The organism is Serratia sp. 1D1416, from assembly GCF_003641105.1.
In the GTDB taxonomy this organism is placed as follows: domain Bacteria; phylum Pseudomonadota; class Gammaproteobacteria; order Enterobacterales; family Enterobacteriaceae; genus Serratia; species Serratia ficaria.
In genome coordinates, this window is the sequence record NZ_CP032738.1 from 4,064,173 (window position 1) to 4,076,836 (window position 12,664).

The window sequence follows — 12,664 nt, forward strand, 5'->3', positions numbered from 1 at the left end:
GCCAGGCCGCACAACCATTTTTATTGCGGCGTGTTACTGCTCAGGCAGGCAAGACCAAAATAGGAATGCACTTCTCCTTGTGACGAGGCGCATTTCCATTTTGGTCTTTTTTTTTGTTTTTTTACCGGGGAAAACGATGGATTACCAACAACTTGGCTTGGAAATACTGGCGCGTGTCGGCGGCAAGGGCAACGTCAGCAAACTGACGCACTGCGCGACCCGACTGCGCATGGAATTCAACGACGACGGCAAGGTAGAGGCGAAGGCGATCGAAGCCTTGCCGGGCGTGATCAGCGTGGTGGAGCGCGGCGGCCAGTTCCAGATAGTGGTCGGCAACAATGTGCAGCAAACCTTCCGCGCGCTGCAAAAAGAGCTCGGCGAGCCACCGGCGGGCCGCCGGCAACCGCGGCCGAAAGGCGGGGTTGTTTCGCGGATTATCAGCGTGATCTCCACCACCTTCACCCCGGTGATACCGGCGATCACCGGGGCGGGGATGATCAAGGCGCTGCTGGCGATCCTCAAGCTGACCGGGGCGATAGATCCCGCCAGCCCGACTTACCGCCTGCTGGATACCGTCGCCGACGCGGCCTTTTTCTTCCTGCCGGTGCTGCTGGCCTACGGCGCCTCGATCAAGTTCGAATGCAATCCGATTTTGGCGATGACCATCGCCGGCGCCTTGCTGCACCCCAATTTGGCGCAGATGCTGGCGGCGGGCGCGGCGATTGACTTTATCGGCATTCCGGTGCGGCTGGCGGACTATGCCGGCTCGGTGCTGCCGATAATCTTCACCGTGTGGCTGATGTCCTATATCGAACGATTCGCCGAGAAGGTCTCGCCGACGATGATAAAATTCTTCACCAAGCCGATGATCATCCTGCTGGTCACCGCGCCGCTGGCGCTGGTGGTGGTCGGGCCGTTCGGCATTTTCCTCAACGATTTGGTGGCCGCCGGCGCGGCGATCATCGACGGCAAGGCCAGCTGGCTGATCCCGATGCTGATGGGCGGGCTGCAACCGTTCCTGGTGATCACCGGTACCGCCTGGGCGATGACGCCGATCGCCACCGGGCAATTGACCCGGAACGGCTTCGAGATGATTAACGGGCCGGGCATGCTGGCGTCCAACATCGCGCAGGGCGCGGCGACGCTGTGCGTGGCGTTGCGCACCAGGAATAAAAATCTGCGTCAGCTGGCGTCTTCCGCCGGGTTTACCGCGCTGTTGGGCATCACCGAGCCCTCGCTGTACGGGGTGACGCTGAAGCTGCGCAAACCGTTGATCGCCGCGATGATCGGCGGCGGCTGCGCCGGCATTTATGCCGGGCTGAGCGGCCTGGTGCGCTACGCGTTCGTTTCTCCGGGGTTGGCGGCGCTGCCGGCGTTTATCGGCGAGAACCCGATGAACATCGTCCACGCGTTGATTACCTGCGCCATCGCTATCGTCGTGACCTTCGCCCTGACCTGGATCCTCGGCTTTGAGGATCCGCAGGAGGAGGGCGACGCGATGCCGCAGGCGGCGGAGCGGGCAGGCGAAGCCGCGATCTTCAGCCCGCTGACCGGCCAACTGGTGGCGCTGGAGCAGGTCAACGACGACGTGTTTTCTCAGGGATTATTAGGTCAGGGCGTGGCTGTGGTGCCGCGGGAAGGCGTGTTGCGCGCACCGTTGGACGGCGAAGTGGTGACCTTCCTGCCATCGAAACACGCGGTGGGCATCAAGGGCGACAACGGCGTCGAACTGCTGCTGCATATCGGCATCGACACCGTCAACCTCGGCGGGCGGCACTTCGAATCCGGGCTGCAGATCGGCGATCGGGTCAAGGTGGGCGATGAGCTGGTGCGCTTCGATATCGCGGCGATCGCCAAATTGGGTTACGACCTGACGACGCCGGTGCTGGTGGTCAACAGCGACGAGTTCCCGCGGCAGAAGCTACATAAGCCGGGCGCGGTCGGCGCGGGCGACCTGATTATTACCCTGAATACGCGCAAGGAGCAGGCATGATTTATCAACGGCTGAACGATTTCCCCGCCGATTTTTTGTGGGGCGCCTCGACCTCCGCCTATCAGGTGGAAGGGGCTTGGGATGAAGACGGCAAAAGTCCGTCGATAGTTGATATGCTCGATCACCCGCAGGGGACGGCGGATTTTCAGGTCGCCAGCGATCACTATCACCGCTTTCGCGAAGACGTGGCGCTGTTCGCCGAACTGGGGCTGAAGGCCTACCGCTTCTCGGTCGCCTGGACCCGCGTGCTGCCGGCGGGCACCGGCGAGGTCAACCCGGCCGGGCTGGCGTTTTACCGCCAGCTGATCGATGTGCTGCTGGCGCATGGCATAGAGCCGGTGGTGACGCTGTACCATTTCGATCTGCCTTACGTGCTGGAGCAACAGGGCGGCTGGTCGAATCGCGCTACCATCGACGCTTTCGTCGCCTACGCCGGCGTGCTGTTCGACGCCTTCGGCGACCGGGTGAAATACTGGCTGACCATCAATGAACAGAACACCATGATCCTGCACCCCGGGGCCATCGGCATGCCCAAGGGCGGCGCGCTGCCCGCCAAACGGGTGCTGTATCAGCAGAGTCACCATATGCTGGTGGCCCAGGCCCGGGTGATGGCCCTGTGCCATCAGCGCTGCCCCGGCGGGAAAATCGGCCCGGCGATCAACACCACCTCGATGTATCAGGAAACCTGCCATCCGCTGGACGCCATCGCCGCCCACAACTGGGAAACGCTGCGCTGTTGGAGCTTTCTCGACGTGGCGGTGCACGGCCGTTACAACCCGCTGGCCTGGCGCTATCTGCAGGATCGCGGCCTGGCGCCGGAGATGGCGCCGGCAGATGCGGCGCTGTTGCAGGCGGGAAAGCCGGATTATGTGGCGATCAATTACTATTCCACCGCCACCATCGCCGCCAGCCGCGGCGACGGCTCGGACGTGAGCGCGCGCGCCGGCGATCAGCAAATCATGCTGGGTGAACCGGGCGTGTATCGCGCGGCGGAGAATCCGTTTGTCGGCAAAACACGCTACGGCTGGGTGATCGACCCGGTCGGGCTGCGGCTGACGCTGCGCAAAACCTATGAACGCTATCATTTGCCGATATTAATCACCGAAAACGGCATCGGCGCGCCGGATGAGTTGCAGGCCGATGGTACAATCGACGACGATTATCGCATCGAGTTTATGCGCCGGCATGTCGAACAGATGCTGCTGGCGATCAACGACGGCGTGGACTTGCTCGGTTACTGCCCGTGGGCGGCTATCGACGTGGTCAGCACGCATCAGGGGTACGCCAAGCGTTACGGGTTCATCTACGTGAACCGCGGAGAGCAGGATCTGAAGGATTTGCGGCGCATCAGGAAACGCAGTTTTGGCTGGTATCAGCGGCTGATTGCCGCCAATGGCCGGCTTGACCGATAAAACAGAGGGTTGCGGCGGAGACGATGAAAGTCATTAAGGTGCTCAATAACAGTCTGGTGTTAACGGCGGACGACGATAACCGCGAAGCTATCGTGATGGGTAAGGGTATCGGCTTTAACAGCAAAGCGGGTGACGTTCTCGATCCGGCCGTTATTGAGAAAATTTATGTGGTGCAGGACGGCCAAAAGGGCCGCGATTATCTGCGGCTGATTGAAAGCGCGCCGGAAGAGCACATCGAGATCGTGCAGATGATCCTCAATGAAGCCAACCGGCAGCTTAACGGCAGAATCAACGAACAGATTTTCTTCACCCTGGCGGACCATATCAGCTTCGCCATCGAGCGCTATCACAAGGGCATCGCCATTCAAAATCGGCTGCTGTTCGAGGTTAAACGCTTCTATCCGCAGGAGTTTGCGGTGGGGCTGCGGGCGCTGGCGCACATCAACCGGCGCCTGAAGATCACCCTGCCGGAAGAAGAGGCGGGCAATATCGCCTTTCATCTGGTTAACGGCCAGACCGACGTGCAAAACATGGAGCATACGCTGCTGGCGGTGAAGATGCTGAAAGACATTTTCAACATCATCAAGTATCACTTTCGCATCGATATCGATACGGATTCCCTGAACTACGCGCGCTTTTTGCTGCATATGCAGTTTTTCATTCAACGCATGATCGAAGGCCAGCAGGTGCGCTCGAAAGACGACTTTATCTTCTCTCAGGTGACCGCGGAGTACCCGCATGCCTATCGCGGGGCGTTATTGATCCGCGATTACGTGAAGAATTTGCTGCAGATGGAGATGTCGAACGACGAACTGCTGTATCTGGTGATCCACCTGACGCGCATCGCCAGTCAGGCGGAGTAATCGGCCAGAGCCGTCTCGGCCACCAATTGGCGAAAGCGTTCAACCATGGCCGAGGTCTGGTTGCTGCGCAGCGCCAGATACAGCGGGGCGCTGAGCTGCGCATCTGCGGCAATGGCGCGGTAAACGATGCCGTCGCCGCTTAACCGGCGCATGGAGGCCGGTACGATCGACAGGCCCAAACCGGCGCCGACCAGGCTGAGGGTGGCCGGCAGGCGCGGCGCTTCCTGCACGATGCGCGGGCTGAAACCGGCGCGGTGACAGGCGGCCAGAATGGCGTCGTACAGCCCCTGGCCGGCCGGGCGACGGTAGAGAATAAAGGCTTCGTGGGCCAGCGCATCCAGCGGCAGCGGCGCCGGGCTTTCCACCGCCAGCCGATGGCCCACCGGCAGGGCGGCGATCATCGGTTCGCTGAGCACCGGCTCGACGGTCAATCCGGGAATGCCGCTGGCCGGCGAGCGCACGAAGGCGACGTCGAGCCGCTGATCCACCAGGGCGTCCATCAATTCACCGCTGCCGGCCTCTTCCAGCTGGGTGGCGATGCCCGGCAAAATGTCGCGGTAGCGGCGCAGCAGGTTGGGCACGAACGGATGCAGCGCGGCGGAGCTGGTGAAGCCGATGGCGATATGCCCCTGTTCACCGCGCGCGGCGCGGCGCACCGCCTCGGTGAGATGTTCCGCGCGGGCCAGCAGGGTGCGCGCTTCGTCAAACAGCACCTTGCCCGCTTCGGTAACGCGCACCCCGCGCGGCAGCCGCTGCAGCAGCTTGACCTCCAGCTCGTCTTCCAGCCCCTGCAGCAAGCGGGTCAGCGGCGGCTGCTGAATAAACAGCCGCTCGGCGGCGCGGGTGATGTTGCCTTCTTCCACTACGGTAACGAACGCCCGCAGGCGCCGCAGTTCAATGGCTGCCATACCTTCAGGGTATCCTTGGTTTATCTGAAATGCATTAGACATCATGGCATGGCGGCGCGCATGATACCAGCCATCAAAAATAAGCGATGTGGAACTGCAATGTCTGATGCGAATGCGTTAAACAACCGCCCGCAGGGCAAGCCGGGCAACGGCGAGCTGTTTTTGGGTTTTTTGTGGCTGGGCCTGATTGGCTTTGGCGGCGTGCTGCCGCTGGCGCGCAGCATGCTGGTGGAGCAACGGCGCTGGCTGAGCGGCGAACAGTTTACCGAGCTGCTCGGGCTGTGCCAGTTTCTGCCCGGCGGCAATGTGATCAACCTGTCGGTGGCGGTGGGCATGGAGTTCCGCGGCCTGCGCGGCGCGCTGTGCGCCTTGCTCGGGCTGATCAGCGCGCCGACGGCGATCGTGGTGGGGTTGGGCATGGTGTACGCCCGCTTTCAGGACGACCCGCATGTCCAGCACGTTTTTGCCGGCTTGGCGGCGGCGGCGGCCGGGCTGCTGCTGTCCACCGGGCTGAAAATGCTGCTGCCGCTGCGCGGTAAATGGCCGGCGTTGGCGATTGTCGCGCTGGCATTGGTCGCCATCGCCTGGCTGCGCTTGCCGCTGCTGCCGACCATGCTGGTGCTGGCGCCGCTGAGCATTCTGCTGATGTGGCGGATGCCGTCATGATCGGCGTACTGATCGCGCTGGCGATGATTTTCACCGAGCTTTCGCTGCTGGCGTTCGGCGGCGGCATGACCATACTGCCGGAGATGCAGCGGCAGGTGGTGGAGGTGCATCAGTGGATGAGCGCCCGGGAGTTCAGCGCGCTGTTCGCCATGGCGCAGGCCGCGCCGGGGCCGAACATGATGATCGTGCCGCTGGTCGGCTGGCACGTCGCCGGTTGGGCGGGGCTGCTGGTGTCTTCAGTCGCCAAATTCGGGCCGTCTTCGATCGTCACGCTGTTGGTGATGGGCGCCTGGCGGCGCTTCAAGGATCGGCCGTGGCGGCGCATCGTACAGGCCGGGCTGGTGCCGCTGACCGTTGGGTTGGTGGCGGCCAGCGGGGTGTTGATCGCCGAAGCCTCGGCGCCCAACTGGCCGCTGGCGGCGATCGTTGCGCTGGCCACCGCGCTGAGCATGAGCAAGCGCATTCACCCGCTGTGGGTGTTGGCCGGCGGCGCCGCGCTCGGGCTGCTGATGGCCTGAGCGCCGTTAGCGCGGGGTCAGCATAAAGCGTGAAGGGCCGTTGCGGTCGACCAATTCATAGCGTTTTGGCGCGGTCAGCGCCAGAAACGCCACCATGCCGCCGTCGGCGTTGGTCAGCGTCATGCCGTCCGGCGTCGGCCGCCAGGCGACCGGCGCTTCTTTCAGCGCCAGCGGCTGCAGGCACTGCGGCGAAGCGCTGAAGCGATAGGCGTTGGTGTCCGCCACTTTTTCGTCGCTCAGCTCGACGTCGCAGGCTACGCCGCCGCCGTCGATGGCGCTCAGCCGCCAATGGCCTTTCAGCGCGGAAGGTTCCGGCAACGGCAGTGAACTGCCCAGCGCACTGCTGCACAATAAGCTCATAACGACTCCTGTCAGGGGGGCGCGGCGTAACGCGCGCGCAGGGAAAAAGGTCGGCATCGGTCACTCCTTTCGGCTATCCGTACACACCTTAGCACGTTACCGGGGCGCCGGTGAGCGAAGGGCAGGCCATTTTAAACCTCGTTTATTCTGAGTGAACATTGAGAAAATGCGGCTGAAAAACGAGCCATTATCAGACTTTTGTTAATGTACTCTTATTAATTCATTGTCGTGTCGGCAGTTTATTTCGAGCCGGCCAGCGAATTTTAACCTTGTAATCCCGGCGCTGCAGCCGCATTTCCTGGCCCGCTGACTATACTGGACATCCGTAAGCGCAAGCTTGCATTAGAGGTACTGATGAATAGTCTTACCGATCCCGTGGGTTCCGTTGTGTACAAGGAGAATGCAATGAGCCGTAACCAGCATGACATTTTGCAAGATGACGATGAGTTCACCAGCCTGGCCGCCACATCCCCCGACGATCATAACGATCGGTTCTACTATCACCAGCCCGGCAGCATCTACGACGGCTTCGGCTACGGCGCGGTGCTGACGCTGGGCAACGCCAACCTTTACAGCAACCAGCGCGGCGGCGAACCGATCGCTAACCTCGGCAAAAACCGCGACAACTACGGTTTCGACCGCGCCGCCGATCAGCTGACGCGCAGCGGCCTGACGCATAACGGCGATCGGGTTGATCACCAGTCGGTGGATTTGACCTACTCGTTTCTGACGCAAAGCGCGCTAGACCGCATCGGCCAGACCGGCGACGGCGACAAGGGGCTACAGCCGTTGACCCAGGCGGCGCAGGCGCAGGCGCTGAAATCGATGCAGGCCTGGGCCGACGTGGCGAACGTCACCTTTACCGAAGCGCCGTCGACCGATCTCAATCACCGGGCGGACATCACCTTCGCCTACTTTACCCTGCGCGCCGACGGCAGCGTGGCGGCAGGCAGCGGTGAGAAAGCCATCAACGCCTATGCCTACTATCCGCCCACTTCACGGCCCGGCGCGGATAACAGCGACGCCGGCACGGTGTGGTTCAACAAGAACTTCGCCACCCACCAGGCACCGGTTTCCGGCGACTTCAGCAGCCAGACGTTTACCCACGAACTGGGGCATGCGCTGGGGTTGTCGCACCCGGGGGCCTACGACGCAGCGCGGGGCAACCCGAGTTACCAACATGACGCCGAGTACTACCAGGACTCGCTGCAATACTCGATCATGAGCTATTTCGACGCCTCCTACACCGGCGCGGACGCCAAAGGGGTCTACGGCTACGGCCCGATGGTCGATGACATCGCCGCCATCCAGAAACTGTACGGCGCCAATATGAGCACCCGCACCGGCGATACCGTCTATGGCTTCAATTCCAACACCGGGCGCGATTTTCTGACGGCGACGGCGGATAACGGCCAGCCGGTCAACTTTGCGGTGTGGGACGCCGGCGGCAACGACACGCTGGATTTCTCCGGCTACGGCCAACAGCAGACGATCAATCTGAACGACGGCGCCTTTTCCAGCGTGGGCGGCGGTGAGCAGAACGTGGCCATCGCCCGCGGCGCGATCGTCGAGAACGCCATTGGCGGCAGCGGCCGCGACGTGATTATCGGCAACGATCAGGACAACCTGCTGGCGGGCAACGCCGGTTCCGACGTGCTGTACGGCGGGCTGGGCGCCGATCATTTGTGGGGCGGCAAAGACGCCAATAACTTCACCGATTATTTTGTTTATCTCAGCGCCAAAGAGTCCACCCCGACGGCGTTCGACGTGATTGAGGATTTCGAACACGGCATCGACAAGATCGATCTCTCCGGTCTGCGCTTCAACGATAGCCTGAGCGAGCTGCGCTTTATCGACGCCGACAGCGGATTCAGCGGCCGGTCAGGGGAGATCCAGCTCAACTTCGACGCCTTCAGCGGCACCACCGATCTGCTGCTGAACACCCAAAACCACGGCTATGCCGCCGACTTCAAGATCCAGGTGGTCGGGCAGGTGGAGCAGAGCGATATTTTGTTTGCCTGATCGGCTGATAAGAATCAGAAAAAGGGCCATTCGGCCCTTTTGTCACTTCACTGTTCAACCTCTGCGGTTTCCAGCGCAAAGGAGCCGGTGGCGACATCGCCGTCGCGCCGATAGTGCGCGAGGATCACGCCGGTGGGCGAGACGATGGAGCGGGCCAGCCTGAAAGCCGCCGGCGCCGCGTCGTCGCCAAACAGCCGCTTGCCGCCGCCGAGCATCAGCGGGTAGGTCAGCAGGCGCAGCTCGTCCACCAGATCGTGCGCCAGCAACAGCTGGACCAGCTCGCTGCTGCCCTGAACCAACAACGCCGGCCCCTGGCCGTTTTTCAGCTCGTGCAGGCGGGCGACGATGTCCCGCCCCAGCCACTGGCTGTTTTGCCACCCCAGCGTCTCGCCGTGATGGGTGGCGACGTATTTGGTCGCCTGATTGAAGGTCCTGGCGATATCGGCGGTGAGCCGCTCGAAGCCTTCCGCGTCGGGCTCGGTGGCGATATGCGGCCAGTAGGCGGCGAAAATGTCGTAGGTGCGGCGGCCCAACAGCAAATCGAAAGGCTGGGCAAAGGTCTCGCCCATGGCTTCGGCGATGGCGTCGTCCCAATAGGGCACCGTCCAGCCGCCGAAGCGGAAACCGCCGGTGAGGTCTTCTTCCGGTCCGCCCGGCGCCTGCATAACTCCGTCAAGGCTGATGAACGCGCCGACGATAATGTGTCGCATGGCTGTCTCCTGCAGTGCAATCACTGCTCAAAGTTTAGCCGCGGCGGGCCGGCATCGCCAATCCGTCGGCTAAGGCCGCAGCGCCTTGAGCAGCGCCTGGTTAAACCGCTCGGGTTGTTCCATCTGCGGCGCATGGCCCAGCCCCGGGAACTCGACCAGCGTGGCGTGCGGGATCAGCTTCGCCGCCTGTTTGCCCAGCACCTCGTAGTGGCCGAGCGTCGCCTTGACCGCCGGCGGGGCGACGTCGCTGCCGATGGCGGTGGTGTCGGCGGTGCCGATCATCAGGGTGGTCGGGGTTTGCAGATCTTTGAATTCGTAGTACACCGGCTGGGTGAAGATCATGTCGTAGATCAGCGCCGAATTCCAGGCCACCAGCCGGTGCCCCGGCCCGTTGTTCAACCCGGCCAGCATGTCCACCCAGCGATCGTACTCCGGTTTCCAGCGCCCGACGTAATAGGTCTTCAGCTCATAGCTGCGAATGCCTTCGGCAGAGGTTTTCAGCTCGCGCTCGAACCATTGATCGACGCTGCGCCACGGCACGCCTTTGGCCTTCCAGTCTTCCAGCCCGATCGGGTTGACCATCACCAGCCGTTCGACCGCCTGCGGGTACATCAGGCTGTAGCGCGTCGCCAGCATGCCGCCGGTGGAATGGCCGACGATTATCGCCTTGCCGATTTTCAGGTTTTGCAACAGGTCGCGGGTGTTTTGCGCCAGCTGCTGGAAGCTGTACTGATAATGCTGCGGCTTGGTGGAGGAGCAAAAGCCGATCTGATCCGGCGCAATGACCCGGTAACCGGCCTTGCTCAGCGCCTTGATGCTGTCCTGCCAGGTGGCGGCGCAGAAGTTTTTGCCGTGCATCAGCACCGCGGTGCGGCCGTTGGCTTCCCCCTCCGGCGGCACGTCCATGTAACCCATCTTCAACTGCTGCCCCTGCGAGCTGAAGCTGAATTGCTGCAGCGGGTAAGGGTAGTGGAAGCCCTGCAGCTCGGGGCCGTACTTCGGCGTTTGGTCGGCGGCCGCGGCGGTGAACGCGGCCAGCGCGCCGAACAGCAGCGCGCAGCGGGTCAATTTCAGCATCCTTAACTCCTGATGAAAACGGACAAGAGCCGAGTATAGCCGCAATAGCGCCGCCGCCGAAAGCCAGACGACGGCGCGGCGTCAGGCGCTGCGCAGCTGCCGTTGCCGCTCGAGCCGCTGCGTGAACTGCGGCGCGTCCCAGTCTTCGTCCAGCGCCTGCAGCAACAGCTGCTGCTGGGTCTGCGGCGCCAGCCCGCCGATCGGCGGATCGCTGTCGAGGTTGGTGGGGAAGGAATACCCGTCGGCGGCGGCGGCCACCAGCGCCGCCAGCCCGGCTTCGCCCAGGCCTCCCTGCCGATGGCGCTGCCGCAGCGCCGGGTAGATGGCCTGCAGCAGGCGCAGCCGGTTAACGGTCTCCATTGGTTTGCCGAATGCCGACGAGATCTGCAGCAGGTTGGCGATACGCACCCGATCGGCGGTGAGGTTGTCGCCGGCGGCGTGGAACAGCGCCGGGTTGAAAAACAGCGCGTCGCCTTGTTCCAGCGGCAGCTGGATCGCATGACGCTGGAAATAGTCGATAAACGCCGGTTGGCGCCAGGCCAGGTAACCGCCCGCATAGCGCTGCGAGAACGGCAGCAGCTGGGTTGGGCCGGACTCCAGCGGCATCGCCGAATGCGCCACCGCGCCCTGCAGCGTCAGATATTGCGACAGCTGCTGCAGCGGCAGCGGGAAACGCTGCACGTCGCGGTTTTCCTGAAAGCCCAGGTGATAATCGCGGTGCGGCTGCTGCGCTTTGCCGCCGGGGCGCACGACGTTGACCTGCGCCGTCATCTGGTACCAGGGGCCAAGCCAGGCCTCGCTCACCAGCGCCAGCGTCGGGTTGGCGTAGTAGTCGATAAAGGCGTCCGCATCCTGTTCCGCCGCTTTCTGCAGCGAGTTCCAGATGCGGCCGTTGCTGCCGGCGGCGGCGAAGTGATCGCCACCGCCGCCGTTGGCGGATTCCGCCTGAAAAATCGCCTCGAACACCCGGTTATGGCGCGCAATCACCGCCAGATCCGGGTAGGCGTTTTTAATCACCAGCACGCCGGGGCCGCTGGACAATGCGCGGTGCAGTTCGCTGAATACCGCGACTTTGTCGGTTTGGGCGCTGTCGAGCAGCGTCTGAGCGCGGTAAATCAGCACCTTTTTCTGCGCATCGGCGGCCAGCGGATAATCGCTTAATGTTAGCGGTTGCTCACATAACGCCGCAAACTCGCTGACCGACAGCCGATCCGGGTGCAAAAACAGCGTGTTATTCATGGTGGTCCCCCCGTTACAGGCTCAGCGGCCGTTCTGGTTTCGGTGAGCCGCCGTCGCCGCAGCCGATCACCCCCTGGTCAAAATCGACGACGGCGCCGGTCATCATGCCGGACTCTTCAGACAGCATAAACGCCACCGCTCGCGCCACCTCCCGCGGTTTCAGCAACCGGCCGAACGGCTGTTCCCGCTCGGCCTGAGCCAGCCAGTCGTCATTGGCGTCATGGTATTGACGCTGAATTTCATTTTCGTGCGGCGTATCCATCCAACCGATATTGAGGCCGTTGACCCGGATGCGATTGCGCATCGCGCTGAAGGCGACGTTTTTGGTCAGGGTGATCAGCGCGCCCTTCGAGGCGGCGTACGGCGCGAGGAACGACTGGCCGCCGTGCGCGGTAATGGTGACGATGTTAACGATCGCTCCGGCCACCCGATGTTTGATCATCACTTTGATCGCTTCCTGCATCAGGAAGAAGGGCGCGCGGATGTTAACGGCGAAGATGGCGTCGAACAGCTCCGGGGTGGTGTCGAGGATGGTGCCGCGGTCGGACATGCCGGCGCAGTTCACCAGGCCGTGCAAGGTGCCGAAGCTGCGCTCCGCCTCGGCGATCACCTTGCGGCAGGCCGCCGGATCGGCGATGTCCGCCGCAATAAAGTGGGCGTTGCAGCCGAGCGCGCGCAGCTTATCCACCTGAGCCGCGCCGGCCTGCCGGTTACGCCCGCACAGCATCAGCCCGGCGGCGCCGCGCTCCGCCAGCAGCTGCGCCACCGCCGCGCCCAGCCCCTGGGTGCCGCCGGTCACGACGTAATAGTTACCGGAAAACATTTTATTTACATCTTCACTCATCGCATTAGCCTCCGTTGATTTTTAATTTTAAAAATCAATTGGTTGTTTTTGT

At 62.7% G+C, this 12,664-nt stretch carries 12 protein-coding genes; 6 read left to right on the forward strand and 6 right to left on the reverse strand.

Features of this window, described 5'->3' with window-relative positions; genetic code table 11:
* Positions 1–136: 136 nt before the first annotated feature.
* The 3 genes from D7I37_RS19665 to licT are packed head-to-tail and all read left to right on the forward strand — an operon-like array spanning position 137 to position 4,268.
* Positions 137–1,993 (forward strand): beta-glucoside-specific PTS transporter subunit IIABC, encoded by a 1,857-nt coding sequence (locus tag D7I37_RS19665; RefSeq protein WP_061795665.1) that lies wholly within the window; start codon positions 137–139, stop codon positions 1,991–1,993.
* Positions 1,990–3,405 (forward strand): glycoside hydrolase family 1 protein, encoded by a 1,416-nt coding sequence (locus tag D7I37_RS19670; protein WP_129544203.1) that lies wholly within the window; start codon positions 1,990–1,992, stop codon positions 3,403–3,405. The genes D7I37_RS19665 and D7I37_RS19670 overlap by 4 nt, the downstream gene beginning before the upstream one ends.
* 23 nt (positions 3,406–3,428) lie before the next feature.
* On the forward strand, positions 3,429–4,268 hold the full coding sequence (licT, locus tag D7I37_RS19675) for a BglG family transcription antiterminator LicT (RefSeq protein WP_061795667.1): 840 nt from the start codon (positions 3,429–3,431) through the stop codon (positions 4,266–4,268).
* Here licT and D7I37_RS19680 read toward each other — a convergent pair.
* Positions 4,256–5,176, reverse strand: coding sequence for a LysR family transcriptional regulator (locus tag D7I37_RS19680; protein ID WP_129544204.1), 921 nt, complete (start codon positions 5,174–5,176; stop codon positions 4,256–4,258). The two genes, licT and D7I37_RS19680, sit on opposite strands and share 13 nt — an antisense overlap.
* A 99-nt stretch (positions 5,177–5,275) precedes the next feature.
* Between D7I37_RS19680 and D7I37_RS19685 the strand changes: the two genes are divergently transcribed.
* Both D7I37_RS19685 and D7I37_RS19690 read left to right on the forward strand, forming a co-directional pair.
* Positions 5,276–5,842, forward strand: coding sequence for a chromate transporter (locus tag D7I37_RS19685; protein WP_061795669.1), 567 nt, complete (start codon positions 5,276–5,278; stop codon positions 5,840–5,842).
* A complete protein-coding gene (locus D7I37_RS19690) occupies positions 5,839–6,360 on the forward strand; it encodes a chromate transporter (protein WP_061795670.1) in 522 nt (173 codons plus the stop codon). Before D7I37_RS19685 ends, D7I37_RS19690 begins: the two co-directional genes overlap by 4 nt.
* 6 nt (positions 6,361–6,366) lie before the next feature.
* On the opposite strand, the gene D7I37_RS19695 is transcribed toward D7I37_RS19690, so the two are convergent.
* Entirely contained in the window at positions 6,367–6,720 is a 354-nt protein-coding gene (locus D7I37_RS19695; RefSeq protein WP_061795671.1) for a protease inhibitor Inh/omp19 family protein, read from the reverse strand.
* Between the two features lie 405 nt (positions 6,721–7,125).
* Between D7I37_RS19695 and D7I37_RS19700 the strand changes: the two genes are divergently transcribed.
* Complete coding sequence (locus D7I37_RS19700) at positions 7,126–8,742, forward strand: serralysin family metalloprotease (protein WP_095097423.1); 1,617 nt, start codon at positions 7,126–7,128, stop codon at positions 8,740–8,742.
* A 47-nt stretch (positions 8,743–8,789) separates the two neighbouring features.
* Here the strand turns inward: D7I37_RS19700 and D7I37_RS19705 are convergent, their stop codons facing one another.
* The 4 genes from D7I37_RS19705 to D7I37_RS19720 form a co-directional block, all read right to left on the reverse strand.
* The gene (locus D7I37_RS19705; RefSeq protein ID WP_095097426.1) at positions 8,790–9,452 is read right to left on the reverse strand and encodes a dihydrofolate reductase family protein; all 663 of its coding nucleotides are present in this window, start codon (positions 9,450–9,452) and stop codon (positions 8,790–8,792) included.
* Positions 9,453–9,521: 69 nt separating this feature from the next.
* Positions 9,522–10,529, reverse strand: a complete 1,008-nt coding sequence (locus tag D7I37_RS19710) for an alpha/beta fold hydrolase (protein WP_061795673.1) — start codon at positions 10,527–10,529, stop codon at positions 9,522–9,524.
* Positions 10,530–10,610: 81 nt separating this feature from the next.
* Positions 10,611–11,768, reverse strand: a complete 1,158-nt coding sequence (locus D7I37_RS19715) for a phytanoyl-CoA dioxygenase family protein (protein WP_061795674.1) — start codon at positions 11,766–11,768, stop codon at positions 10,611–10,613.
* A gap of 13 nt (positions 11,769–11,781) precedes the next feature.
* Positions 11,782–12,612, reverse strand: a complete 831-nt coding sequence (locus tag D7I37_RS19720; protein ID WP_061795675.1) for an SDR family oxidoreductase — start codon at positions 12,610–12,612, stop codon at positions 11,782–11,784.
* Between the last annotated feature and the right edge of the window lie 52 nt (positions 12,613–12,664).

What these genes read in the sequence shown, in the direction of transcription:
- D7I37_RS19670 (WP_129544203.1), top strand. Translation starts at nt 1,990, where the DNA reads ATGATTTATCAACGGCTGAACGATTTCCCCGCCGATTTTTTGTGGGGC.
- D7I37_RS19700 (WP_095097423.1), top strand. Translation starts at nt 7,126, where the DNA reads ATGAGCCGTAACCAGCATGACATTTTGCAAGATGACGATGAGTTCACC.
- D7I37_RS19690 (WP_061795670.1), top strand. Translation starts at nt 5,839, where the DNA reads ATGATCGGCGTACTGATCGCGCTGGCGATGATTTTCACCGAGCTTTCG.
- D7I37_RS19720 (WP_061795675.1), bottom strand. Translation starts at nt 12,612, where the DNA reads ATGAGTGAAGATGTAAATAAAATGTTTTCCGGTAACTATTACGTCGTG.
- D7I37_RS19705 (WP_095097426.1), bottom strand. Translation starts at nt 9,452, where the DNA reads ATGCGACACATTATCGTCGGCGCGTTCATCAGCCTTGACGGAGTTATG.
- D7I37_RS19685 (WP_061795669.1), top strand. Translation starts at nt 5,276, where the DNA reads ATGTCTGATGCGAATGCGTTAAACAACCGCCCGCAGGGCAAGCCGGGC.
- D7I37_RS19695 (WP_061795671.1), bottom strand. Translation starts at nt 6,720, where the DNA reads ATGAGCTTATTGTGCAGCAGTGCGCTGGGCAGTTCACTGCCGTTGCCG.
- licT (WP_061795667.1), top strand. Translation starts at nt 3,429, where the DNA reads ATGAAAGTCATTAAGGTGCTCAATAACAGTCTGGTGTTAACGGCGGAC.
- D7I37_RS19665 (WP_061795665.1), top strand. Translation starts at nt 137, where the DNA reads ATGGATTACCAACAACTTGGCTTGGAAATACTGGCGCGTGTCGGCGGC.
- D7I37_RS19710 (WP_061795673.1), bottom strand. Translation starts at nt 10,529, where the DNA reads ATGCTGAAATTGACCCGCTGCGCGCTGCTGTTCGGCGCGCTGGCCGCG.
- D7I37_RS19715 (WP_061795674.1), bottom strand. Translation starts at nt 11,768, where the DNA reads ATGAATAACACGCTGTTTTTGCACCCGGATCGGCTGTCGGTCAGCGAG.
- D7I37_RS19680 (WP_129544204.1), bottom strand. Translation starts at nt 5,176, where the DNA reads ATGGCAGCCATTGAACTGCGGCGCCTGCGGGCGTTCGTTACCGTAGTG.